At 52.8% G+C, this 23,886-nt stretch carries 28 protein-coding genes; 11 read left to right on the top strand and 17 right to left on the bottom strand.

Annotated features, from left to right (window positions below; all coding sequences use genetic code 11):
- Positions 1–22 precede the first annotated feature (22 nt).
- The 5 genes from fba (at position 23) to LMED105_RS11760 (ending at position 4,805) form a co-directional block, all read left to right on the top strand.
- Positions 23–1,087, top strand: a complete 1,065-nt coding sequence (fba, locus tag LMED105_RS11780) for a class II fructose-bisphosphate aldolase (protein ID WP_008251521.1) — start codon at positions 23–25, stop codon at positions 1,085–1,087.
- Between the two features lie 85 nt (positions 1,088–1,172).
- Positions 1,173–2,069, top strand: coding sequence for a phosphoribosylaminoimidazolesuccinocarboxamide synthase (locus LMED105_RS11775; protein ID WP_008251519.1), 897 nt, complete (start codon positions 1,173–1,175; stop codon positions 2,067–2,069).
- 4 nt (positions 2,070–2,073) lie between these two features.
- Positions 2,074–2,595, top strand: a complete 522-nt coding sequence (purE, locus tag LMED105_RS11770; RefSeq protein ID WP_008251518.1) for a 5-(carboxyamino)imidazole ribonucleotide mutase — start codon at positions 2,074–2,076, stop codon at positions 2,593–2,595.
- A gap of 16 nt (positions 2,596–2,611) precedes the next feature.
- Positions 2,612–3,787, top strand: coding sequence for a 5-(carboxyamino)imidazole ribonucleotide synthase (locus tag LMED105_RS11765; protein ID WP_008251517.1), 1,176 nt, complete (start codon positions 2,612–2,614; stop codon positions 3,785–3,787).
- The gene (locus LMED105_RS11760) at positions 3,774–4,805 is read left to right on the top strand and encodes an L-threonylcarbamoyladenylate synthase (protein WP_083797184.1); all 1,032 of its coding nucleotides are present in this window, start codon (positions 3,774–3,776) and stop codon (positions 4,803–4,805) included. Before LMED105_RS11765 ends, LMED105_RS11760 begins: the two co-directional genes overlap by 14 nt.
- A gap of 35 nt (positions 4,806–4,840) precedes the next feature.
- Here the strand turns inward: LMED105_RS11760 and panD are convergent, their stop codons facing one another.
- The 8 genes from panD to LMED105_RS11720 form a co-directional block, all read right to left on the bottom strand.
- On the bottom strand, positions 4,841–5,221 hold the full coding sequence (panD, locus tag LMED105_RS11755) for an aspartate 1-decarboxylase (RefSeq protein WP_008251515.1): 381 nt from the start codon (positions 5,219–5,221) through the stop codon (positions 4,841–4,843).
- Positions 5,221–6,072 carry a pantoate--beta-alanine ligase gene (gene panC, locus LMED105_RS11750; protein WP_008251514.1) on the bottom strand — a complete coding sequence of 284 codons (852 nt, stop codon included), beginning with the start codon at positions 6,070–6,072 and terminating at the stop codon, positions 5,221–5,223. The genes panD and panC overlap by 1 nt, the downstream gene beginning before the upstream one ends.
- Before the next feature lie 7 nt (positions 6,073–6,079).
- The gene (panB, locus tag LMED105_RS11745; protein WP_008251513.1) at positions 6,080–6,910 is read right to left on the bottom strand and encodes a 3-methyl-2-oxobutanoate hydroxymethyltransferase; all 831 of its coding nucleotides are present in this window, start codon (positions 6,908–6,910) and stop codon (positions 6,080–6,082) included.
- 25 nt (positions 6,911–6,935) lie between these two features.
- Positions 6,936–7,577 carry a deoxynucleoside kinase gene (locus LMED105_RS11740; protein ID WP_040513349.1) on the bottom strand — a complete coding sequence of 214 codons (642 nt, stop codon included), beginning with the start codon at positions 7,575–7,577 and terminating at the stop codon, positions 6,936–6,938.
- A 75-nt stretch (positions 7,578–7,652) separates the two neighbouring features.
- Positions 7,653–8,168: a 2-amino-4-hydroxy-6-hydroxymethyldihydropteridine diphosphokinase gene (gene folK, locus LMED105_RS11735; RefSeq protein ID WP_008251511.1), complete on the bottom strand. Its 516-nt coding sequence runs from the start codon at positions 8,166–8,168 to the stop codon at positions 7,653–7,655.
- Positions 8,165–9,622, bottom strand: coding sequence for a polynucleotide adenylyltransferase PcnB (gene pcnB, locus LMED105_RS11730; RefSeq protein ID WP_008251509.1), 1,458 nt, complete (start codon positions 9,620–9,622; stop codon positions 8,165–8,167). Before pcnB ends, folK begins: the two co-directional genes overlap by 4 nt.
- Positions 9,619–10,284, bottom strand: a complete 666-nt coding sequence (locus tag LMED105_RS11725) for an HAD family phosphatase (protein ID WP_008251507.1) — start codon at positions 10,282–10,284, stop codon at positions 9,619–9,621. Before LMED105_RS11725 ends, pcnB begins: the two co-directional genes overlap by 4 nt.
- Positions 10,265–10,960 carry a DnaA ATPase domain-containing protein gene (locus tag LMED105_RS11720; protein ID WP_040513356.1) on the bottom strand — a complete coding sequence of 232 codons (696 nt, stop codon included), beginning with the start codon at positions 10,958–10,960 and terminating at the stop codon, positions 10,265–10,267. The genes LMED105_RS11725 and LMED105_RS11720 overlap by 20 nt, the downstream gene beginning before the upstream one ends.
- A 156-nt stretch (positions 10,961–11,116) precedes the next feature.
- On the opposite strand from LMED105_RS11720, the gene purM reads away from it, so the two are divergent.
- Entirely contained in the window at positions 11,117–12,157 is a 1,041-nt protein-coding gene (gene purM, locus LMED105_RS11715) for a phosphoribosylformylglycinamidine cyclo-ligase (protein WP_008251505.1), read from the top strand.
- Between the two features lie 10 nt (positions 12,158–12,167).
- Here the strand turns inward: purM and queG are convergent, their stop codons facing one another.
- Entirely contained in the window at positions 12,168–13,253 is a 1,086-nt protein-coding gene (gene queG / locus LMED105_RS11710) for a tRNA epoxyqueuosine(34) reductase QueG (protein WP_008251504.1), read from the bottom strand.
- Between queG and tsaE the strand changes: the two genes are divergently transcribed.
- Genes tsaE through miaA form a run of 4 tightly spaced genes read left to right on the top strand, consistent with a single transcriptional unit; the run spans position 13,252 to position 17,958 of the window.
- Positions 13,252–13,737 (top strand): tRNA (adenosine(37)-N6)-threonylcarbamoyltransferase complex ATPase subunit type 1 TsaE, encoded by a 486-nt coding sequence (tsaE, locus tag LMED105_RS11705; RefSeq protein WP_008251503.1) that lies wholly within the window; start codon positions 13,252–13,254, stop codon positions 13,735–13,737. The two genes, queG and tsaE, sit on opposite strands and share 2 nt — an antisense overlap.
- Before the next feature lie 45 nt (positions 13,738–13,782).
- Positions 13,783–15,087 carry an N-acetylmuramoyl-L-alanine amidase gene (locus LMED105_RS11700; protein WP_291746725.1) on the top strand — a complete coding sequence of 435 codons (1,305 nt, stop codon included), beginning with the start codon at positions 13,783–13,785 and terminating at the stop codon, positions 15,085–15,087.
- Between the two features lie 30 nt (positions 15,088–15,117).
- Positions 15,118–16,992 carry a DNA mismatch repair endonuclease MutL gene (gene mutL, locus LMED105_RS11695; protein WP_008251501.1) on the top strand — a complete coding sequence of 625 codons (1,875 nt, stop codon included), beginning with the start codon at positions 15,118–15,120 and terminating at the stop codon, positions 16,990–16,992.
- 9 nt (positions 16,993–17,001) lie between these two features.
- Entirely contained in the window at positions 17,002–17,958 is a 957-nt protein-coding gene (gene miaA, locus LMED105_RS11690) for a tRNA (adenosine(37)-N6)-dimethylallyltransferase MiaA (RefSeq protein ID WP_008251476.1), read from the top strand.
- Positions 17,959–18,064: 106 nt separating this feature from the next.
- Here the strand turns inward: miaA and LMED105_RS11685 are convergent, their stop codons facing one another.
- From LMED105_RS11685 to rplM, 7 genes are all read right to left on the bottom strand, one after another.
- Positions 18,065–18,799, bottom strand: coding sequence for an AEC family transporter (locus LMED105_RS11685; RefSeq protein ID WP_198006850.1), 735 nt, complete (start codon positions 18,797–18,799; stop codon positions 18,065–18,067).
- Positions 18,800–19,031: 232 nt separating this feature from the next.
- Positions 19,032–19,382, bottom strand: a complete 351-nt coding sequence (erpA, locus tag LMED105_RS11680; RefSeq protein WP_008251471.1) for an iron-sulfur cluster insertion protein ErpA — start codon at positions 19,380–19,382, stop codon at positions 19,032–19,034.
- A 23-nt stretch (positions 19,383–19,405) separates the two neighbouring features.
- A complete protein-coding gene (locus LMED105_RS11675) occupies positions 19,406–19,807 on the bottom strand; it encodes a polymer-forming cytoskeletal protein (RefSeq protein WP_008251469.1) in 402 nt (133 codons plus the stop codon).
- A gap of 15 nt (positions 19,808–19,822) precedes the next feature.
- Positions 19,823–20,539: a DUF6776 family protein gene (locus tag LMED105_RS11670; RefSeq protein ID WP_156799674.1), complete on the bottom strand. Its 717-nt coding sequence runs from the start codon at positions 20,537–20,539 to the stop codon at positions 19,823–19,825.
- Positions 20,540–20,557: 18 nt separating this feature from the next.
- Positions 20,558–21,601, bottom strand: coding sequence for an N-acetyl-gamma-glutamyl-phosphate reductase (gene argC, locus LMED105_RS11665; protein ID WP_008251465.1), 1,044 nt, complete (start codon positions 21,599–21,601; stop codon positions 20,558–20,560).
- 110 nt (positions 21,602–21,711) lie between these two features.
- The gene (gene rpsI / locus LMED105_RS11660; protein ID WP_008251463.1) at positions 21,712–22,104 is read right to left on the bottom strand and encodes a 30S ribosomal protein S9; all 393 of its coding nucleotides are present in this window, start codon (positions 22,102–22,104) and stop codon (positions 21,712–21,714) included.
- An 8-nt stretch (positions 22,105–22,112) separates the two neighbouring features.
- Positions 22,113–22,541, bottom strand: coding sequence for a 50S ribosomal protein L13 (gene rplM, locus LMED105_RS11655; protein WP_008251461.1), 429 nt, complete (start codon positions 22,539–22,541; stop codon positions 22,113–22,115).
- Positions 22,542–23,075: 534 nt separating this feature from the next.
- Between rplM and LMED105_RS11650 the strand changes: the two genes are divergently transcribed.
- Positions 23,076–23,498 (top strand): OsmC family protein, encoded by a 423-nt coding sequence (locus LMED105_RS11650; protein WP_008251459.1) that lies wholly within the window; start codon positions 23,076–23,078, stop codon positions 23,496–23,498.
- On the opposite strand, the gene coq7 is transcribed toward LMED105_RS11650, so the two are convergent.
- Positions 23,495–23,886 (bottom strand): 2-polyprenyl-3-methyl-6-methoxy-1,4-benzoquinone monooxygenase (coq7, locus tag LMED105_RS11645; protein ID WP_008251457.1); only part of this gene is annotated, 392 nt, incomplete at its 5' end. The genes LMED105_RS11650 and coq7 overlap by 4 nt on opposite strands.

Below are 23,886 nucleotides of genomic sequence, written 5' to 3'. Positions count from 1 at the left end.
TTTATTTTTCGGAGACTTTGAAATGCCTCTCGTATCCATGCGCCAACTGCTGGACCATGCCGCTGAAAACGGCTATGGCATCCCCGCCTTCAACGTGAACAATCTGGAACAGGTTCAGGCTGTTATGGCCGCCGCTGATGAAGTGGGTGCGCCTGTTATTCTTCAAGCCAGCGCGGGTGCCCGCAAGTACGCAGGCGAGCCATTCATCAAGCACCTCATTCAAGCGGCTGTGGAAGCCTTTCCGCATATTCCCTTGGTCATGCATCAGGATCACGGTACCAGCCCCAAGGTGTGTCAGGGTGCTATCGATCTGGGTTTTGGCTCCGTCATGATGGACGGCTCGCTGATGGAAGATGGAAAAACGCCAGCCTCATTTGATTACAACCTTGAAGTAACCCGCAAAGTTGTAGAAATGGCGCACAAAGTGGGCGTGACTGTTGAAGGTGAACTTGGGTGCTTGGGTAATCTGGAAACTGGTGAAGCCGGTGAAGAGGATGGCATTGGTGCGGATGTGAAGCTGGACCACAGCCAGATGCTGACCGACCCTGAAGAGGCAGCAGTGTTTGTGAAAGGCACTCAACTGGATGCGCTGGCAATCGCCATCGGTACCAGCCACGGCGCTTACAAATTCAGCCGCAAGCCCACCGGCGATATTCTTGCCATTTCGCGTGTCAAAGAAATTCATGCTCGAATTCCCAATACGCATTTGGTGATGCACGGCTCATCGTCCGTGCCCGCAGAATTGCTGGCCATCATCAACCAGTACGGCGGCAAAATGAAAGAAACCTACGGCGTGCCCGTGGAAGAAATTCAGGAAGCTATCAAGTATGGCGTGCGCAAAATCAACATTGACACCGACATTCGCCTGGCCATGACTGGTGCGGTTCGCAAGTTCCTGTTCGAGAATCCTGATAAATTCGATGCCCGTGAGTGGCTTAAGCCTGCGCGTGAAGCTGCCAAGCAAATTTGCAAACAGCGTTACATGGAGTTTGGTTGTGAAGGGCAGGGGGCAAAGATCAAGCCAATTCCCATGAGCGAAATTGCACAGAAATATGCCAAGGGCGAACTCGCACAGATCGTTCAGTAAGCGAGAAATAGCGCCTGTAGAAGCTCACGCGGGCTGTGCCCCGCGTGTTTTATTTTTAAAGCCTGAATCCCACGAGGCCATTTGAATGAGTACTGTGTTTGAAACCAAGCTGACTTCCCTGCCTTTGTTGCACCGTGGAAAGGTAAGGGAAAATTTTTCTGTTGGCGACGACAAAATGTTGATTGTGGCCAGCGACCGCCTGTCTGCTTTCGATGTCATTCTGGATCAACCCATTCCCGAGAAGGGCATGGTGCTGACCCAAATGGCCCAGTTCTGGTTCGATATTCTGGCCGACGTGGTACCCAATCACCTGACTGGAATTTCCCCTGAAACTGTGGTGTCTGCCGAAGAAGCGCCGCAGATCAAGGGCCGCTCCATGGTGGTTAAAAAGCTGAAGGCCCTGCCTATCGAAGCAGTGGTGCGTGGTTACCTGATCGGTTCTGGCTGGAAAGACTACCAGGCCACTGGCGCAGTGTGCGGCATCAAATTGCCCCCAGGCATGCAAATGGCTGCCAAATTGAACGAGCCTATTTTCACGCCAGCCACCAAAGCAGCAATGGGTGAGCACGATGAGAATATTGATTTCGACACCATGAGCGACGTGGTTGGCAGTGACCTCGCCAAGCAAATTCGCGATGTGTCCATTGCTTTATACACCAAGGCCAGTGACTACGCGGCGCGCCAGGGCATTATTATTGCAGACACCAAGTTTGAGTTCGGGCTGGATGAAAACGGCACCTTGACCTTGATGGATGAGGTGTTGACTGCCGATTCCTCCCGTTTTTGGCCTGCAGATCAGTACCAGGTGGGCATTTCCCCACCTTCTTACGACAAACAGTTTGTACGCGATTATCTGGAAAGCGTACCGGGCTGGAACAAAAAGGCACCAGCGCCTACACTGCCACAAGACATCATCGACAAAACAGCGGCCAAATATCGTCAAGCCTATGAAATTTTGACTGGCCGCCTTTGGATTGGATAAGCACATGAACGAAGCCACACACCTGCACACCTCTGACCATCCCAAAGTGGGCGTGGTCATGGGTTCGTCTTCCGATTGGGAAGTGATGAAAAACGCCGTGCAGGTATTGCGCGACTTTGGCGTGGACTATGAAGCCCGTGTGGTTTCCGCGCACCGAATGCCTGATGAAATGTTTGCCTACGCAGAAACTGCGGCCACCCGTGGCATTCAGGTGATCATTGCCGGTGCAGGCGGTGCGGCGCATCTGCCCGGCATGCTGGCAGCGAAAACCATTGTTCCGGTCATGGGCGTACCTGTACCTTCCAAGTACCTGCGCGGAGAAGATTCCCTGTTGTCCATTGTTCAAATGCCCAAGGGAATTCCGGTGCACACCTTTGCCATTGGCGAGGCGGGTGCAGCCAATGCCGCTCTGGGTGCCGTTGCCATTCTGGCCTTGACCAACACTGAACTAAACCAGAAATTGCAGGATTTTCGCGTGAGCCAGTCCAATGTGGCCCGTGAAATGGAACTGCCCCCTTTGCGTTGATTTTTAAGCCAAACACATGAGCAAGATCGAATTCAAAACAGCCAAACCCGGCCAGTGGCTGGGTCTGTTGGGCGGTGGCCAATTGGGCCGCATGTTCTGCATGGCCGCACAAAGCATGGGTTATCGAGTGCTGGTGCTCGACCCGGTCGCCAACGGCCCTGCCGGTTCAGTCGCTGACGACCAGGTGCTTGCCGATTACATGGACGATCAAGGCCTGGCGCGCCTGGCCCAACGTTGCGTGGGTGTCACCACCGAATTCGAAAACGTACCTGCTTTGGCGCTGGATACACTTTCCAAAAGCATTCCAGTCAGCCCGTCGGCCTTCTCGGTGGGTGTGGCGCAAAACCGCATTGAAGAAAAAGCCTACATCACAGGTTGTGGCGTGCCTGTTGCACCTCATGCGGCCCTACGCAGCACAACTGACATCACCTATGATCTTGAGCATTTGCTGCCAGGTATCGTAAAAACAGCCCGTTTGGGTTATGACGGCAAGGGCCAGGTTCGTGTGAAAACGCTGGATGAGGTACGCAAGGCGTTCGCCGATCTGAATGAAGTGGAATGTGTGCTTGAAAAGCGTCTCAACCTGCAAAAGGAAATGTCGGTAATTGTGGCGCGTGACCACAAAGGTGAATGTGCCACCTTTCCTGTGGCTGAAAATCACCACCGCAAAGGTATTCTGGCCACCACCATTGTGCCTGCCCGCATTGATGATGCCATGGCTGCTCAAGCCCGCGCCAACGCCATTTCCATCGCCGGCGCCCTTGATTACGTGGGGGTGCTGTGTGTCGAGTTTTTTGTTGTCGATGATCTGGGCCTGGTGGTCAATGAAATTGCACCGCGCCCCCACAACAGTGGTCATTACTCCATCGATGCCTGTGTCACCTGTCAATTCGAACAACAGGCCCGTGTGCTTGCCGGTTTGCCCTTGGGCGACACTCGCCAGCACAGCCCGGCTGTGATGGTGAATTTGTTGGGTGACCTTTGGTACGGCGAAGACGGCAGCACGCGCGAACCTGCCTGGGAAAAAGTATTGGCTATTCCCGAGGTGAAACTTCACCTGTATGGCAAAGAGCAGGCTAGGGTTGGGCGCAAGATGGGCCACATCACGGTGATCGCCGAAACCCTTGACCGTGCCCTGGCGGTTGCCCAAGAAGTTCGGGATATTCTGGGCATTGGCGATGACGACGACTGATTCCGGCATGCCTCACATGCATGCCGAACTGTTGGCCGCCAGTGATGCGAATATTCAGCGTTGTGCCCAAGCACTTCAGAACGGACAATTAGTCGCTTTTCCAACAGAGACCGTGTTTGGCTTGGGCGCCGCCGTTTCCAGGCTTGATGCCATTCAAGGTATATTCAAAGCCAAGGGCCGGCCTACTGAACACCCGCTGATAGCCCATGTGGCTCCCGGCGCAAATTTGGTCGGCTGGGTGGCTGAGCTTACCCCCACCATGCAAAAGTTGATGAATGCCTTTTGGCCTGGTCCACTTACCTTGGTGGTCCCCAAAGGTGAGCGCATGCCATTTGAAGTGACTGGCGGGCAGAATTCTGTGGGTATTCGTTGCCCCTCCCACCCGGTTGCAATCAAGCTGTTAAAGGCCACTGGGGTGCCAGTGGCTGCGCCTTCCGCCAACCGGTTTGGCAAAGTCAGCCCCACACGCGCAAGCCATGTACTTGCCGAGCTTGGCGATCGAATTCCGTTCATTCTTGATGGCGATGTGCCCGAAGTGGGCATTGAATCCACCATCGTCTCATTGCTTGAAGAGCAACCCGCCATACTTCGGCCGGGTGCCATTACAGCTGCACAAATAGAGGCAGTGTTGGGCGTGCCCGTGAAAAGTCATGTTGAGGTTTCGAAAACCCCACATGCCAACCCACGGGTTTCAGGGGCGCTTGAAAAGCACTACAGCCCGGATGCCAAAGTTTGGGTATTGCAGGCCAGTGAATTGGCTGCTCTGCAGTTGCAGAATAAAACCTTGTGTGTGGGCTGGACCGATGAATTCCTGGCGCAAGCCGACGCACTGCGAGAAAAGTTCGGGGAAGTGTTGGTTGAAGCTTTGAGTGACAAACCAGCAGAGGTAGCCAAAGCACTGTACGCGACATTGAGACAGGCTGACGAATTGGCCTGCAAACAATTGTTGTTCGAAAGGCCAGGGCAAAATCAGGAATGGGAAGCGGTCAACGACCGCTTGAAACGCGCTTCCGCCTGATTTGCCTGCCTGGGTTAAACGCTGGCTTGGCTTAATTACATTTGTTGGGTTGGAATGTGCCCGCGCTGCTCGGCAATCACATTGTTGTCGTCCACAAACACCAGCTTGGGCTGGAATGTTTTGCATTCTTGGTCATCCAGCGTGCCATAGGCCGCAATAATCACCAAGTCACCCTTTTGAGCACGGCGTGCAGCCGCACCATTCAGTGAAATCATGCCGCTTCCGCGCTCACCCTTGATGGCATAAGTTGAAAAACGCTCGCCATTGTCGATCACGTAAATGTCGATGCGCTGAAATTCAATAATGCCCGACGCTTCGAGAAGATTTTCATCAATCGCGCAAGAACCTTCGTAGTGCAGTTCGCAGTGGGTTACTTTGGCTCGGTGAATTTTTCCGAGCAACATCTCACGATGCATTAGTCAATCTCCAGATTGTCGATCAGGCGGGTTTGACCCAGCTTGGCCGCTGCAAGAATAACCAGCGGCGTTTGATCGGACAGGTTTTCATCGGTGGGGCGCTGCAGGTCTGATTGCCTGCGTACCTCAAAATAATCGGGCTTCCAGCCACGGCTTGCCAGCATGTCGGCGCAATTGCGCTCCAATTGTATCAACTGGTCCAAATTCGGGCGACCCGATTTTACCTGATTCGAGAGATCATTCAAAAGTTGATACAAAAACGGTGCTTCGGCACGGTCTTGCTCGTTCAGGTAACGGTTGCGTGACGAAAGCGCCAAGCCGTCCTCGGCCCGCACGGTTGGGGCCGCAATAATTTCAATGGGCATGGCCAGTTGGGCGACCAAGCGCCGAATAATCATCAGTTGCTGGTAGTCCTTCTTGCCAAATACCGCCACTTTGGGTTGTACGCAATTAAACAGCTTGGTGACTACAGTGCTGACACCTTCAAAAAAGCCTGGGCGAAATTCCCCTTCCAGCGTGCCGCCCAGATCATCGGGCGGTTTTACGCGGTAATCCTGGGGTTCGGGGTACAGGTCACGCTCGGTGGGTGCGAACATCACATACACCTGTTCTCTTTCCAGTTTTTCTGCGTCCTCTTGCATGGTGCGCGGGTATTTGTCGAAATCTTCATTCGGGCCAAACTGCAAACGATTGACAAACACGCTCGCTACCACGGGGTCACCGTGTTTGGCGGCAATGCGCATCAGGGACATGTGGCCCTCGTGCAAATTGCCCATGGTGGGCACAAAAGCCACCCGGTTTTGACCACGCAGTTGATCGCGCAGCTCGGAAATTGAAGAAATCTGTCTCATCAAATACTCAGAATGTGTGTTCTGCTGTGGGAAAGGTTTTGTCTTTCACTGCAGACACATAGGCCTGCACGGCAGCTTGAATCGAGGGCTGATTATCCATGAAATTACGCACAAACTTCGGTTTTTTGCCCGGAAAAACATTCAACATGTCGTGTAGCACCAAAACTTGTCCGTCACAATCAACCCCGGCACCAATGCCGATGGTTGGCACAGTCAGGCTTTTCGAAATGTCCGCTGCAAGTTTGCCCGGAATCAGTTCAAACAGCACCATTTGTGCGCCAGCTTCTTGCATTGCCTTGGCGTTGGTTTTCAGTGTCTTTGCGGCTTTTGCGTCACGGCCCTGCACGCGATAACCCCCCAGCGCACTGACCGATTGCGGTGTCAACCCCAGGTGTGCACACACAGGAATGTCTCTTGTGGTCAAGTATTCAACCGTTGGGGCCAACCATGCCGTGCCCTCCAGTTTCACCATATTCGCGCCCGCTGCCATCAGCTTCGCGGCATTGCGGTAGGCCTGCTCTGCGCTTTCCTGGTAGCTGCCAAAGGGCATGTCGGCCACCACAAATGCATTCTTGTTGCCAGCGGCTACACAGCGTGTGTGGTATTCCATCATTTCCATGGTCACAGGCAGGGTACTGGGCATTCCGGCCAGTACCATGCCCAACGAGTCGCCAATCAGCAGAATATCCACGCCACTTGCATCGAGTACGCTGGCAAAGCAAGCGTCGTAGCAGGTCAACATGGCAATTTTTTCCTGATTTTTTTTCATCTCAAGCAGAGCGGGCAAGGTAACAGCCTTGCGTGTGCTGCTGGCAGCGGCTTGGGGTTGTGCGCTCATGGTGTGCTCTCGTGTAGGGTGTGTGTTACTCAGACCAATTGAAAAACTCGCGTCGACCTTTCATTCCGTCAATCTGATTCAGCAACAAATCAAAGTCTTCGGAATGGTCAACCGGGTTTAAATGCTCGGTGTTCACAATCAACAAGGGTGCGTCGTCGTAGTGGTAAAAAAACCGGCTATACGCATCGCTTAACTGAGACAGGTACGCCTCGGTAATGTTCACCTCATAGGGCGTTGCGCGTTTTTGCACCCGTTCAATCAGTGCCTGTGGCGAGGCTTGCAGGTAAATGACCAAATCAGGCACGCTGGTTTGAGGGCTTTGGTGCTGGTAAATTTGCTGGTAAAGCTTCAGTTCTTCTTCGTCCAGCGTCAGGCTGGCAAACATTCGGTCTTTTTCCAGCAGAAAGTCACTGACCACCATGTTTTCGAAAAAGTCCCGCTGGGTTAAGTCCCTCAGTTGCCCAATGCGCTGAAACAAAAAAAATAATTGGGTGGGCAGTGCATAACGTGCAGGTTCTTGATAAAACTTCTCAAGAAACGGATTGTCTTCAGGCTTCTCGAGCAACAGCTCTGCCTGAAATCGCTGGGCGATCAGTCGGGCCAGCGAGGTTTTCCCCACGCCAATTGGGCCTTCAATCACGATGTGGCGATACTTTTCTGACAACAAGTTTTACTCTCCGGTGGGTGGCTTGCGCGCGGCCTCAGTGTAGCGCAGGGGTGAAGCTGGTATTGGAAAAAAAGTTCAAATTGCCTTGACGATCTGATCCAGCGTGCCCGGCAAATGATTTTTCGCCGGGCCCAGGCCGGGAATCTCGATTTCCGGGTTTAACTGCAGCAACGGATCCAGCACAAAACGCCGCAAGTGCATGCGGGGGTGGGGCACTGTAAGTTGTGAGGTATTAACGGTTTGCTGACCAAACAAGAGCACATCCACGTCGATGGGGCGTGGGGCATTGCGCGTGGTACGAACTCGCCCCAATTGTGACTCAATGGCCATACATGTATGTAATAGTTGTTCGGCATTGCCTTGCCACATCAATTCCAGCACGGAGTTCACGTAGTTCGGGCCTGTGGCATCCACCGGGGCGCTCTCAAAACGCAGAGATTCCCGCACTGCCTTGGCGCAAGAATGGGCTCGGAAATAGTCAATTACTTCATCGAACAAGGCCATGGGATGCCCCAAGTTGCCACCCAAACCCAGGTAGCACAGGGTGTGGCTCAGCGTAAGGTTCAATTGAAGACTCACCTCGGCGCTCACTCGCCTTGTTGCTCCTGTCCCGCAGGGCTTGCACCTTGTGCACTTGTGCCTGATTTGGGTTTTCTGCGACGTCGTTTTTTCTTGGTTGCTCCATCAGTACCCGCGGGTGTTCCACGCAGCGCGTCCAGCATATTCTGGCGGTTATTCACATCGCCATCGCTGAACTCCCGCCACCATTCAGCCAGTTCAACATCTGCGTCTATGTCGCCCACCATTGCACGCAATTCATAGAAGTCCAGCGATGCCCGAAATTTTTGCTGCTCTAGCATGCGGAATGGCGCTTTGCCTGCGCGTTTTTCGAAACGTGGCTGAAATGCCCAAATTTCACGCATGTCACCGGTCAGTCGGCGTGGAATGGCGGTGCGCTCGGCTTGTTCGGCCAGTACATCGTCCATCGCAGCGAAAAGGGCCGGGAATTTCAGTTCCCCCTGTTCAAGTTTTTTCTCCCAGTTTTCCAGCACCAAATGCCACAACAGGCAGGCAAACAGAAAACCGGGGCTAAGTGGCTTGCCTTCTTTGACACGTTTGTCGGTACGGGCCAAAGCCTCCGTCAGGAAGGGTTCACCCCGTTCATGTTCCAGAATTGCATCGAGCAGGGGAAATACACCGTGATGCAAACCCGCCTTCCTCAAACCTTTCAGGCAGGCCATGGCAGAGCCGCTCATCAGCAGTTTCAGCATTTCATCAAAAAGGCGCGAGGCGGGTACATTGCGCAGCAAGTCAGACAACTCCGCAATCGGCGCGTAGGTGGCGGGTTCAATTTCGAAATTGAGTTTCGCCGCAAAACGCACTACACGCAGCATACGCACGGGGTCTTCGCGGTAGCGCAGGCTGGGCTCCCCAATCATACGCAGCACCCGCGAACGCAGGTCTTCCATGCCGTGGTGGTAGTCCCATACGGTTTCTGTGCTGGGGTCGTAGTACATGGCGTTCACGGTAAAGTCCCGTCGCGACGCATCTTCGTCTTGCCGCCCGAATTCATTGTCGCGCAGCACCCTGCCATGTTCATCTTTTTCGTTGCTGGCACTGGCCAAGGCTCGGAAGGTCGACGTTTCGATGGTTTCAGGGCCAAACATCACATGCACAATTTGAAATCGCCTGCCAATAACCCGTGCGCGGCGAAACAGCCGTTGGGTTTGTTCAGGGCTTGCGTCAGTGGCCACGTCGAAGTCTTTTGGGCGCATGCCCAAAAGCAGATCACGCACAGCGCCACCTACAACAAAGGCTTTGTAACCCTTGCTTTGCAAGGTTTCGCACACGCGGATCGCATTGTGGCTAACCAGGCGGCGATCAATTTTATGCTCGGCCACACCCCATACTTTGGGTTTGTGTACGCCGTAGCTGGCTTTCACTTTCTTGGGTGTTCCCATGTTCAAGTGGGCTGCTGGTCCCGGGGTTTCACGCCCTAGCGTAGCCGGCTTGGAAAACATCCGTTTAAACAGTTTCTTGATCATTTGAACAACTCAAGTACGGGCCAGCCGCGTGTTTGTGCAATTTCAGCCAGTTTGTGGTCGGGGTTTGCGGCAACCGGGTGGCTGACGCATTCCAGAAGAGGCAGGTCGTTGATGGAGTCGCTGTAAAAGTGACTGCTCTCGAAACTGCTCAGAGTCCAGTTTTTCGCCGCTAGCCAGTCGTTTAGCCTGGTCACCTTGCCTTCCCTGAAACTGGGCACACCAGTGACCTTGCCCGTGTATTCGCCATTGACCAGTTCAGGTTCGGTTGCAATCAGGGCCTCAATACCAAACGCCTGTGCAATGGGTTGGGTAATAAAGCTGTTGGTGGCAGTAATGATAACGCACACTGCATTGTCGGCCTGATGATGTTTTACCAGCTCAATGGCGCTTGGTTTCATGTTGGGTCGAATCACCTCCGCCATGAACTGATTGTGCCAAATTGCCAGTTGTGTCCGTTTGTTGTCGCGCAGCGGGCGCAACTGAAAATCCAGAAACTCGTCGATGTTCAGCGTGCCAGCCTTGTAGTCTGCAAAAAACTGATCGTTTCTCGCTTCAAACTCGGCCCGGTCCAAAACGCCTTTGTTGATCAGGAATTGCGACCATCCATGGTCGGAGTCAATGGGCAACAGGGTGTTGTCCAGGTCAAACAGTGCGAGTTTCATATTCTCGAATTACCAGACTTTCTCGTCGTTTCATCCAATGGCGCAGTAAATTCACGCTCACTGGTTTTTGTTGTTCAAGGGAAAAGCGATCCAGCCCGTCCATCACCGCCATTAGCGAACCCATGTCACGCTGAAAATAGCGAAGTGCGTACTCAATCACTTCCTCGCTCAGTTGCAAACCTCGCGATTGAGCCGTGGCTTGCAGTGCTTCATGTTTTTCCTGATCGCTCAAGGGTTGTACGCGCAGACACAAACCAGCTTCGATGCGTGTGCGCAAATCGTCTCGCAACTTCAGCTCGATGGTAGGGAGCTCACCCGCCAACACAATTTTACCGGGTTTGTTCTCGGCCATGCTTGAATTGAAAGCATTGAACAATTGCACTTGCGAATACGGGGTCAGGCGGTCGATGTTGTCAATGACCAAGGCTTGTTCAGTGGGCCTGAAAACAAAACGATTACCACCTTCCAGCACATTCACGCCCAATTGGCTGGCCACGCCCCGCAACAAATGACTTTTGCCGCAACCTGAAGGTCCGTAGATGTAAACGAACGGACTGGTTCCCTTCATGTTAATCAGTTCCCGCAATTCATGCACAAGCTGCCCATTCTGTCCAATCAGAAAGTTGGACAGTGTCGGCCTGGGGGGCGTGAACACATCGAGAAGCAACTGTTGCATGGGCATTGCCAAAGCGGGGGGAATCGAGCAGCCCCCAATAATACCCTCGAATAACACTTTTTACGCCCCGTCTCGGTTAAAATACATCGACTCGCGCTTGCGGCCACAAACCTGAAGCAAGCAACCCAGCTCCACAATTTTTCGGACCGAATTTTAATGAATTCTCCCTTGACCTACAAAGACGCCGGCGTTGACATGCAAGCCGGTGATGATCTGGTTGACGCAATCAAACCCTTGGCCAAACGCACCATGCGCCCAGGCGTGCTGGCTGGTATTGGTGGTTTTGGTGCCATGTTCGAAGTGCCTAAAGGCTACAAAGAGCCCGTGCTGGTTTCAGGCACCGACGGCGTAGGTACCAAGTTGCGCCTTGCCTTTGAGTGGAACATTCACAACACAGTGGGTATTGACCTGGTGGCCATGAGTGCCAACGACATCTTGGTCCAAGGTGCCGAGCCCCTTTATTTTCTTGATTACTTTGCCTGCGGCAAACTCGACGTAAAAACAGCAGCGAGTGTGGTGGGCGGCATTGCATACGGTTGCGAACAGGCCGGTTGCGCGCTGATCGGTGGTGAAACCGCCGAAATGCCCGGCATGTACCCCGATGGCGAATACGATCTGGCTGGTTTCGCCGTGGGTATTGTTGAAAAGTCTGAAATTCTGGATGCCAGCAAAGTGAAGGCCGGCGACGTCATTTTGGGTCTGGCTTCAAACGGTATTCACTCCAACGGATTTTCACTGGTGCGAAAAATTCTGGAACGTGCCCAGCCGGACTTGAATCAGCTTTGCGATGGTATGCCCCTGCGTGAAGCCATCATGGCACCCACGCGCATGTACGTGAAGCCAGTTTTGGAACTAATCAAGAAGGTCCCCGTGCACGCCTTGGCACACATCACGGGCGGTGGCTTGGTTGAAAATATTCCACGTGTGTTGCCCGATAACCTGGTGGCCGAACTGAACCGTGGCACATGGCCAGAAACAGAACTGTTCAAATGGCTACAGGAAAACGGTCAGGTGCCGTTTGATGAAATGAATCGCGTGTTCAACTGCGGTATCGGCATGATTGTGGTTTTGCCCGCTGAACAGGCCAAGGCTGCCATGGATTTGTTAAGCGCAGCGGGCGAGAAGGTTTACCAGGTGGGTGTGGTTCGGCCGCGTGTAGAAGGTGAAGCGCATACCATTGTTAGGCCAGCGCACTGACTTTTTGAGATTAATCAAGTCGGGATAAAGCCCAGTCGATGTGCTCCATCAGGAATGCATCGGCTGTTTTCCGCATGCCGAGAAGCGCTTCTCGAATGCCCATCACTTCAACGCTATTACCCGCAGCCACTGCCAAATTTCTTCTAAACCGCTTGTAGCCAATCCGGCGGATGGCGCTGCCTTCGGTTAACTTTAGAAACTCCTCTTCGGTCCAGCGCATCATGGCAAACCAGTCGGGTTTTTCAAACTCGGCGCGTGGGTTGAAGTCGGCATACTGCGCAGGCTTGGCGAACTTGTTCCATGGGCATGCCAATTGGCAGTCGTCACAACCATAAATTCGGGTGCCCACGAGCGGGCGCAGTTCCAGGGGTATCTCGCTGTCGTGTTCAATGGTCAGGTACGAGATGCACAGCCGTGCATCAACTTGATAGGGTTTCACAATGGCCTGGGTGGGGCAGGCTGTCATGCAACTGTTGCAGGTACCGCAGTGATTTTTTCCAAATTCGCCGCTCAGGGGCAGGGGCATGTTCGTAAACACTTCACCCAGAAAAAACAGCGAACCCTCATCGGGATGAATCAACAAGGTGTGTTTACCACGCCAGCCCAAACCCGCCTTGCGGGCAATCTCCACTTCGGCTGTGGGAGCACTGTCCACTGCTACACGAAATCCGAATCCGGCCACCTCTGAATTCACTGCATCTGCAAATCGTTTGAGGCGCTGGCGTATCACTTTGTGGTAATCGCGTCCCCGGGCATACAAACTGACATACGGTGTGTCACGGGCCTCGATTTCACTCAGGGTTTTCTCGGTGAATGTCGCCGCATCGGGCTGGTTCAGCGTTGTTTCAGGCACGTACGGCACGCGCAGTGATACGATTCGAATCGCACCGGGAAACAGGGTGTCTGTATTCAGGCGTTTCAGTCCGTGGCGCTCCATGTAGGCCATCTCGCCGTGCATGCCCTGATTAAGCCAAGCTTGCAAATGTGGTTCACAGGCTTGCAAGTGGGTGTCGCTGACACCCATGCAGCCCAACCCCTGCGCTTTGGCCACACGTTGTAACAATGCCCAGTTCTCTTGTTCTTGATGAGCCTGCATGAAAACTTATACCTGCCATTTACCCGATGACGCCGCAACCCACAGTGTAGGGGAAAAGCTGGCCAAACTTGCGCAAGCACCGCTTCGCATCTACCTTTCCGGCCCTTTGGGCGCAGGTAAAACAGCATTGGTGCGCGCGTTTTTGCGGGCTTTGGGCGTGCAGGGTGCAGTTAAAAGTCCAAGCTATGCGTTGGTAGAACCTTACAATTTCTCGAATTATTCTGTGTATCACTTTGATTTTTATCGATTCTTCGATCAGAATGAATGGGAGGAATCTGGATTTCGTGATTATTTTGAGGAAACTGCCATTTGCTTGGTCGAATGGCCAGAAAAAGCGGGCGGCCTGCTTCCACCCGCTGATCTCGAAATTCATCTGAGTTATCACCAGCTGCCGAGCCATGAAACAACTGGGCGAGGCATCGAGGTGAAAGCCCTGTCGGTAAGCGGGCAGCATTTGGTAGAAAAACTGAACGAACAACAATAGCCTATGAATTCGCGTCGCGATTTGTTGAAAACCGTTGGAGCAGGAATGCTTCTGAAACTGATCCCGGTGGGTGCTTTTGCGGCTGACCAGGTGAAGTTTGTCGATGTGCGCCTGTGGCCTGCTGATGAATACACCCGGGTTACGCTTGAGCACGCCGGGGCCATCAAGTACAAACACTTCCTGATTGAAAATCCTTGGCGCATGGTCATCGATTTGCTTGACATGCGACTCGACAACACGCTCAAAGACCTGACCAGCCGCCTGCATCCGGACGATCCCTACGTTCAACAAATTCGTGTTGGGCAATACGATGCGAATACTGTGCGGTTGGTGTTCGATCTAAAGGCTGAAGTCAAGCCCGAGATTTTCACGATTGATCCAATTGCCGAGTACAAGAATCGATTTGTCGTTGATTTTTACCCCAAGAATCCGGCTGATCCCTTGCTGGCTCTGCTGCAAAAGGCTGAAGATCCCGCCATGCGGGAGGACGAAATTTCCCGTGCTCTGCGTTTGGCCGAGTCAGAAACCAACGGTACTTTAAAGCTGGAAGGTGTGGCGCCAGAAAAAGGCACCGGCAAAACAGAAATGGCCAAGGCTCAGCCGAATGCACCAGTTGAAAAGAAGTCAGTACCAGAACTGCGGCGAATCATCACGGTTGCAATTGACCCGGGCCATGGCGGTGAAGACCCAGGCGCCGTGGGCAAAGGTGGCACCTATGAAAAAAATGTGGTGTTGGCGATTAGTAAAAAACTAAAGGCAGAAATCGACAAAATGCCCGGCATGCGGGCCATGTTGACCCGCAATGGCGACTTTTTTGTACCCTTGAATACCCGGGTTCAGAAGGCGAGAAGTGTAAATGCCGATCTGTTTGTGTCTGTGCATGCGGATGCCTTTATTCGACCCACCGCGGGCGGATCGTCGGTCTATGTTTTGTCCGAGCGTGGTGCCTCAAGCACTGCAGCAAAATGGATTGCCAACAAGGAAAATGCCTCTGATTTGATCGGTGGTGTGAACATTAAAGGCACCGATTCGCAACTGGCCCGTGTTCTGCTCGATTTATCCACCACTGCCCAAATCAACGACAGCTTGAAGCTGGGCGACGCGGTACTCGGCAATTTGGGCAAGGTAAACCGCCTGCACAAGCCGCGTGTAGAGCAGGCTGGTTTCGCCGTGCTGAAAGCGCCCGATATTCCATCCATTCTGATCGAAACCGCCTTCATCAGTAATCCGGATGAGGAGAAAAAACTGGCCAATCCGGCCCATCAGCAAGAACTGGCGGAAGCAATTGCCAAAGGTATTGCCAATTACTTTGCCAAGAACCCCCCTGTTGCCCGCACTCCTCTGACTTAAACCGGGTGTGCTGCCACTTATAATGGGCGGATGAGCCACCGCCCGATATCCCTGTTGCCCGATGTGTTGATCAGCCAAATTGCCGCTGGTGAAGTGGTTGATCGTCCTGCTTCGGTTGTCAAAGAACTGCTTGAAAACGCTTTGGACGCCGGCGCGTCTGAAATTACGGTACGAATTGATGGCGGCGGTATTCAACGAATTTGTATTCAAGACAACGGCAAAGGCATACCCAAAGACGAACTCGAGTTGGCAGTTACACGCCACGCCACCTCAAAAATTCAATCGCTCAGCGAGCTTGAAAGTGTGCTGAGTCTGGGCTTTCGCGGTGAGGCCTTGGCCTCCATCGCTTCAGTCAGTCAATTTACGCTGAGCAGTTACCCCAAAGGTCAGGAAAGCGCATACAGCATCAGCAATCAGAGCGGGCGGTGGCTTGTAGAGCCTTCACCAGCAAGCCCGGGTACTACAGTGGATGTGCAATCGCTTTACTTCAGCACACCAGCACGTCGAAAATTTCTGAAAACCGAGCAAACTGAGTTTTTTCAGTGTCTGGATGTGGTCAAACGCATGGCTTTGGCCAACCCTTCGGTTACTTGGCTGGTGTATCGTGATGGCAAATTACAAAGCCGTTTTCAGGAAAGTAGCTGGAGCGCTCGAGTGTTCAGCATTCTCGAAACCATGGCCAATGGTGCCTCTAAGCCGATTGATGTTCAAACTGCTGACATGCAATTGCATGGTGCTGTGGGTTTGCCCGATGCCGCTCGCGGCAAAGGCGACATGCAGTTTTTCTACGTCAATGGCCGCTTTGTAAAAGACAAACTGATCGGCCATGCTGTGCGGTCCGCCTACGAAGATGTACTCCATGGCGACAAGTTTCCGGCATTTGTGTTGTTTCTGAATTTGCCGGCCACCGAGGTAGATGTGAATGTGCACCCCGCAAAAACCGAGGTGCGGTTCAGAAATGCGCGGGCTGTACATCAATGGGTACGTCAATCTATTCAGGCCTGCCTGGCGCCTTCCCGAGCCGTCGTTCCGCTCAGCGATTCCCCCTCAAGTGTTGGTGTTTCAGCACCCGCCATCGCGACACCGCCTGCCACAACCAGTGGAAGTGGCAATGTATGGCGGGCATCCAGTGATTCCTCGCCTGCGATTCAGGTTCAGGCAAAAAGTGCCGCACTTCCTTTTCTGCGCGAGGAGCTTGCAGATTACATTCAAGCCTACCGACCTTTGGCGCCGGCACAGTCAGCACCACGACCTGCCAACATCACTGCGCAACCGAAAATGCCGGGTAATACGCAACCCAGCCAGGCGGCCGATGAAGCAGAATATCTGGGACAGGCCATTGCGCAGGTGCACGGTATTTACATACTCGCTTTGCGCCCTGATGGCATGGTGGTGGTTGACATGCATGCCGCCCATGAGCGGGTGCTGTACGAACAATTCAAGAATGCACTGGACAATCAGCAAACCATTTCATCCCAAGAGTTGCTGGTACCCCTGTTGGTACAAATCGATCCACGCCTGGCCAGTGAAGTAGACCACGGTCAGCATCTTTGGGAAAAGTTGGGTTTTCGATTGAGCCTGATTTCCACCCAGGAAATCGCAGTACGTGCCGTGCCCACCATGTTGGCAGGGCAAGATCTGTCCGCATTGCTTCAACAGTGGCTTGAAGATTTGCACCAGTACGGTGTGGCCCATGTGCTCGAGCGTCAGCGCAACGAATGGCTCGCTGGGTTGGCCTGCCACACCGCAGTGCGAGCAAACAGAAAACTCACTGTGCCGGAAATGAATGCACTGTTGCGTTCAATGGAACGTACAGAGCGGTCGGACCAATGCAATCACGGTAGGCCCACATGGCGCCATTTCAGTTTGTCTGAAATGGACAAATGGTTTTTGCGCGGCCAGTAAGGGGGCAGGGTGGTCAACTCCAGCATCGGTTCTATTCCAGCCTTGGCTGTGCTTGGTCCCACAGCCTCGGGCAAATCAGCTTTGGGGCTGTGGATGGCTGATCAAGGATTCCCCATCGAAATTATTAGTCTGGACTCAGCACTGGTGTTTCTGGACATGAATATCGGCACTGCCAAGCCAACCCCTCAAGAACTCGCTTCGGTGCCTCATCATTTGATTGACATCATCACACCCAGCGACGCGTTCAGCGCCGCTGAATTTGTGATTCAATGCCACAGGTTGATTGAGGATATCCGGGCGCGAGGCAAAGTACCTGTGATTTTGGGGGGCACCATGATGTACTACAAAACGCTGGTCAGTGGCATGGACGATCTTCCCGCTGCCAATCCTGAAATTCGCCAAACCATTGAACAACAGGCTGCAGAGCAGGGGTGGCCCGCAATTCACGCCCGGCTGGCCGAGGTAGACCCGGTTACCGCCCAGCGCTTAAAACCCAATGACTCCCAGCGGTTGCAGCGCGCACTTGAGGTTTTTCAGATTACCGGTCAACCGCTGTCTAATTTTCATTTGCGGGACCGGCAGGCAGATTTGCAAATTCCTACCTTGGCCATAGAGCCCTCTGACCGGGCTGTGTTACACAAGCGAATTGAGTCGCGTTTTCAGAACATGCTGGCCCAAGGTCTGGTTGAGGAGGTCATCGAGCTTCGCCACAAGTACGTGTTGGACGAAAGCATGCCTTCCATGCGCTGTGTGGGCTATCGGCAAGTGTGGGAACATTTGCACGGCCAGTGCACACGGCAGCAAATGATAGACCGCGGCGTTGCTGCCACTCGCCAATTGGCCAAGCGGCAAATTACCTGGCTGCGCTCGACTGCGAACAAAGAGGTGGTTGACCCATTGCAAGCGAATTGGCTTGAATCGGTGAAGCCCTGGATTCAAAAGCAGATTGAGGCTTTGCTGCCTTGACGGCTCACTGCCAAGTTGGCTTAAACCGGCACCCAAGCCGATTGAGCTATTAACAAAGCCGCAGAGGTCGGAACCCAAGCCGAGTGGGCCAAATAAACGAGCGTTATTACAAGGGAAAACGCTGTGCCATCGCAAACACCAAAGGCAAGGTTACAGCGGCTCCCACCGTTGACATGGAAATAAGGCACGCCACAAGTGGTGCATTTCCGCCCATACGCGCTGCCAGAATATAGGCACTCGACGCAGATGGAATTGCTGAAAACACCAGCAGCACCATGGTCTGTTCTTGCGCAAGCCCCGTGAAGTGTGCGTACAGAACAGCCACCAAAGGTGACACCAACAGTTTCACAAACAACCACCAAATTGACACTGGCCAATTACCTTTCAAACCAGAGAATACCAAGCCTGCTCCCACAGCAAGCAGGCCCAGCGACACCGCTGCTTGCGCTAAACGTTCCAGTGTCAGCATGACTGGTTCAGGCACCTGTACGCCCATCAACTTCGCTGCAATCCCCAGGCAGGTTCCGATAATCAATGGGTTTTTCAGAATGTCTACAAACGCGCCCAATCGGCCGCCTTTGCTCATTGTGCCTACTGCCAACACATTGCACAGCGGCACTCCCAGCGCCAGCAAAATAGCGATGTTGGCAACAGCCGATTGGCCGCCCAAGCGACTGGCCAATGCCAGGCCAATGTAGGAGTTAAACCGGTAAGCGGTTTGCAGGCCAGAAGCAAAGTCCACGCGTCCCATATTGCTGACCAGCAAACCGAGCCACCCCAGCACAAATGCCGTGAAGATCACCGCAGGCCCACCCAAGGCGAAGGCTCCAACGGTGTTCACATCAAAATTGCTTGAGACTACTGAGAAAAAAAGTAGACAGGGAAACAGCACAAAGTAAACCAGTTTCTCTATGGTGACCCAAGCGGCAGGTGCCATCCAGAAGCGGCGCAGTAAGTAGCCCAGCGCGATAATTGCAAAGTCGGGAAAAAGAAGTAGTGGGGACAATTGTGTGTAATTGTTGAGCCAATAAAAAACCCACCCGAAGGTGGGTTTTGTTTATACCGTGCCTGTTTTAGACAGAGAACGATGAGCCACAACCGCAAGTGGTTGTCGCGTTTGGGTTCTTGATCACAAACTGCGCACCGTTGATGTCTTCTTTGTAATCAATTTCGGCACCAGTCAGGTACTGGTAGCTCATGGAATCGATCAGCAAAGTCACGCCACCTTTGTCCAGCGCCGTGTCATCTTCATTTACATCTTCATCGAAAGTGAAACCGTACTGGAAACCAGAGCAGCCACCACCTTGCACGAATACGCGCAGTTTCAGGTTGGGGTTGCCTTCTTCATTGATCAGGTCGCGCACTTTGGCTGCGGCTGAATCAGTGAAAACCAATACACTGGGTTGTTCTGTAGTTACGTCCATCTTGTCCTGCCTTTTTGCTGGAATTACTTGCTGGAAGCCAAAGCCAGCTTGCCTGGCACGACTTCTTCGCTCTCATGGTGCAAGGTACCGTCTACGACCGCACCTGGATGCATCTCCAATGCCCTATATCTTACGTCACCCGAGACATTTGCGGAAGGGTGTAGCTCCAGAAGCTGGTTGGCTTCGATCGGACCTTCAATCAAGCCGCTGACCACAACATGCCCAACACGCACGCTGCCACGTACCTTGCCGGTTTCTGAAATCACCAGCAGGGATTGTGCGCTTTCGTCTGCAATCACGTTACCGTCTACTTCGCCATCAATGCGCAGGCCGCCTTTGAAGCGCAAGTCGCCTCTTAGAATCATGTCCACACCAACCAGACTTTGGATTGGCAGCAGCCGCTTGGTATTTTTTTTAGAGAACATGCGTTTAAAACCCCTTCAAAGTTTGATGGTGGACTGAGCGCGAATAGCGCCGGCCTCCAGAATTCTCATTTCGACGCTTTGCAACCTGCTGCCCTCGGGAAGGGAAAACATGCCCGACACCCTGGAAAAACGGGTCAGTTTGATTTTGAACTGGGGGTCTTCGGACGATTCAGCGTTCGGTAAAACTATGACACTGGATTCCCCTTTGTTCAACACTTTAATCAAAACCTGCACATTCAGTGTCACTTCGGGGCGTTGGCTACCTTGAATCACGAGTGCTTTGTAGCGGTATTGATCCGGAACAGTGTCTTTGTTCACTTGCAGTCGCTTTAATGAAATAGCACCCTGCAGGCTGCCTGGAATAAATCCTTCGAAAAATGCCAGGTCTTCCTTCAGTTTTGCATTCTCTGATTCCAGGTTGGTGATCAGCAGGTTAAGTTTGCTGCGCGCTTCTTTGTCGAGCTTCACCAATTCATTGGTGCGGGAGATTTCATCTTGAAGCTCAACGGTTTTGGTTTGAAGTTCGGTCAACTGGTCGTTTAGAACCTCAATCTCCTGGGTGGAAAACAGCTTTTGAATGGCGTTGTCTTCAGGGCCCCACATGGCATAGGCCGCACAGGCACCCAGAATTGACAAGCCAAGCAGCAGGCCATAGGCAAACGCAAATCGAGATGAGCGTTGCACCCCCGGCAATAGAGTTCGGCGTGAATGGTGAGTTTTTTTGGGGTTCAAACCGCAAAATCCTTGTAATTAAGGTGCCAGTGGCAACTGCTCCAGCCCCATGTGCTCCGGCAGGTCGAACATCACATTCATGGCTTGTACAGCTTGCCCTGCGGCTCCTTTCACCAGGTTGTCGATCACCGACACTATCACCAGTGTGTCGCGGCCCTGTGGGCGATGCAGTGCAATTCGTACAAAGTTGGAGCCCCGCACAGATTTGGTCTCAGGCAGTGAACCTTTGGGCATCACATCGACGAAATATTCGTTGGCGTAGTGTTGTTCATACAAGGCCTGAATGTCGGTGTTCTTACCCAGCTCGTTCAACCTGACATAAGTGGTCGCCAAAATGCCACGAACCATGGGTACCAGGTGAGGTGTGAAGGTAATTTGGGTTTTGCGCCCCGAGATCAACTCAAGACCTTGTTCAATTTCTGGCAAGTGGCGATGGCCGCTCACACCATAGGCTTTGAAACTCTCGGCCGCTTCCGAAAACAGGGAGCCGACTGCCGCCTTGCGACCCGCGCCGGAGACCCCCGATTTGCAGTCCGCCACAATGCTGCTCTCGTCAATTAACGGATTTGCACCGCTGATCAAGGGTTTTAGCGCCAATTGCACAGCCGTGGGGTAGCAACCGGCCAAACCCACCAACTTCGCTTTTTTCAGTTCGGTGCGTGCTGACTCAACCAAGCCATAGCAGGCATTTCCTAGTAGCTCGGGCTCTGAATGTGGCATGCCATACCATTTTTCGAATTCGGCGGTGTCTTTCAGGCGGAAGTCTGCGCCTAAATCAATCACCCTTATGCCCGCATTCACCAGTTCAGCGGACTGTGCCATGGCCACACCATGAGGGGTGGCAAAAAACACCACATCGCATTCTTTCAGGGATTCGAAGGTAGGTTCGGTGAAAGCGATATTCACGCGTTTGCGCAGAGCCGGGAACATGTCTGCTACTGGCTGGCCAACTTCGCCACGTGATGTGATTGCTTTCAGTTCTGCCTGCGGGTGCAGGGCCAACAGGCGAAGAAGTTCAGACCCTGTGTAACCGGTTCCGCCGACAATGCCTACCTTGATCATGACTAATCCTTGTGCTGAAAAGAAAAAAAGCCGCACATTTGTGCGGCTTTCGATTGTAACCCAGCTGGGAGGGCTGCTGGGTGTAAACGATATGACAGCTTGGCGCTGGTTTATCGCTTGGAGAACTGCTTGCGGCGACGGGCGCCACGCAGACCCACTTTCTTACGTTCAACTTCACGTGCATCACGTGTCACCAAGCCTGCTTTGGACAGGGTTGGCTTCAGTTCTGCGTCCAAGTCGATCAAGGCACGGGTCAAGCCGTGACGGACTGCGCCAGCCTGGCCAGTTTCGCCGCCGCCGCGTACGTTTACCTTGATGTCAAAAGTTTCTACGTTCTCGGTCAGTACCAAAGGTTGACGTGCAACCATCTGGCCTGTTTCGCGAGCGAAGTATTCAGTCAAAGGCTTGCCGTTCACGATGAACTGGCCAGTACCTTTCTTGATAAAAACACGGGCCACTGAGCTTTTGCGGCGACCGGTTCCGTAATTGTATTCACCAATCATGGTTCACCTCAGATTTCAAGTGGCTTGGGTTGTTGTGCGGAATGCGGGTGCTCTGCTTCAGCGTAGATCTTCAATTTCTTGATCATCGCGTAGCCCAGAGGACCTTTTGGCAACATGCCTTTCACAGCTTTCTCCAGCGCGCGGCCAGGGAAGCGTTCTTGCATCTTGTCAAAGTTCGTTTCGTAAATACCGCCGGGGTAACCAGAGTGGCGGAAATACTTCTTGTTCAGGCCTTTTGTACCTGTAACGCGCAATTTACCGGCATTTACAACAACAATGAAGTCGCCTGTGTCGATGTGCGGTGTGAATTCAGGTTTGTGTTTACCACGGAGGCGGCGTGCAACTTCACTGGCTACACGTCCCAACACCTTGTCGGTGCCGTCGATCACAAACCACTCTTGTTTAACCTCACCGGGTTTCGCTGAGTAGGTTTTCATGATTTTTCCTTAAAGATAAAAAAGTGCTTTTTACCTGTCTCCCCACTTGTACATACAGCCCACAATTACTATGCAGGTCTGTAGCCGAGGGGCTCTCCCAACAGGTAACCCGCGATTTTAGCAAAGTTTTTTGCTTTCGGTTAAACTTTTTTGGATGTTGCATAAAAAAAACCCAAGCACTGTGAGGTGCTTGGGTTTAATCCACCAAAGGAGGAGGGTGGAGGAGACAACTTTGCACTTGAAAGAAGCTCTGCGATTTTTGGTTCGTGGTTCATTCAAGTGACTACAATTTGAATTCTAGAGATTTTTCTGCTGCGGCGCAAGAGTCTGTTTTTGTTGTCCGAAATAAGCAACTTATTCCATATTTCAAAAGTGGATTAAAAAAATCCAATAAAAACAATTGGTTGAAAATATTGCTAGTGACTGACTGGTTATTTGTTAACTCACTTTTATAAAATAGAGCAGTTTTTCAACTTCTTTTCAGTAAATATTGTGCAATGCATAATGAGTGATTAATCATAAATAAGGAGCTTTATGGAAGCCGAAGTTAGCTGGTCCGGGTTGCCCGGCATGTCATTTGTGGCCACAACAGGCAGTGGGCATATGTTGTGTATGGATGGTGCCCCAGACGGTGGTGGTAATAACCTGGCTCCGCGTCCAATGGAGGTCGTGTTGGCAGGTACTGGCGCATGTACGGCCTATGACGTGGTGTTGATTCTGCGCAAAAGCGGTCAGGATATTCGCGACTGCAAGGTCAAAATGAGTGCGGAGCGTGCTGAAGAAGCCCCGAAGGTTTTCACCAAAATCAACTTCCACTTTCAGGTGATTGGCCGGGGATTAAAGCCCAACCTCGTCGACCGAGCCATTAAGTTGTCTCATGAGAAATACTGCTCAGCGTCTGCCATGCTGGGCAAAACGGCTGAGTTGGTGTTCACCCACGAAATTATTGAAGATTAAATTTTCTGTGCAAGTGTGGTCATGACCTTCGACATGGCGGTCATGGCCAGTTTCACGGGCATGGGCAGGTTGTTGGCTCCCTGGTCGATCGCCGTTTGTCCGTGCTCAATCTCGTCTTGGCGCATTTGTTCCAGAATCGCCCTGGACTGTTGATCGCCAGCAGGCAGCTTGCCCAAGTGGTCGTTCAGGTGCTTTTCAACCTGCTTCTCTGTTTCCGCCATGAATCCGAGGCTAACCTTGTCGCCCAAGGTGCCCGCAACAAAACCCAAAGCGAATGCGCCCCCATACCAGAATGGATTTAACAGGCTGGGGCGAGCACCCAGTTGGTCGAGTCGCTCTTGGGTCCAGGCCAGGTGGTCGGCCTCTTCTTTGGCGGCTTGGTCAAACA

Source organism: Limnobacter sp. MED105 (genome assembly GCF_000170915.1).
Lineage (GTDB): Bacteria > Pseudomonadota > Gammaproteobacteria > Burkholderiales > Burkholderiaceae_B > Limnobacter.
Note: the sequence above shows the minus strand (reverse complement) of the source record. Positions and strands in the feature narration are given on the sequence as shown.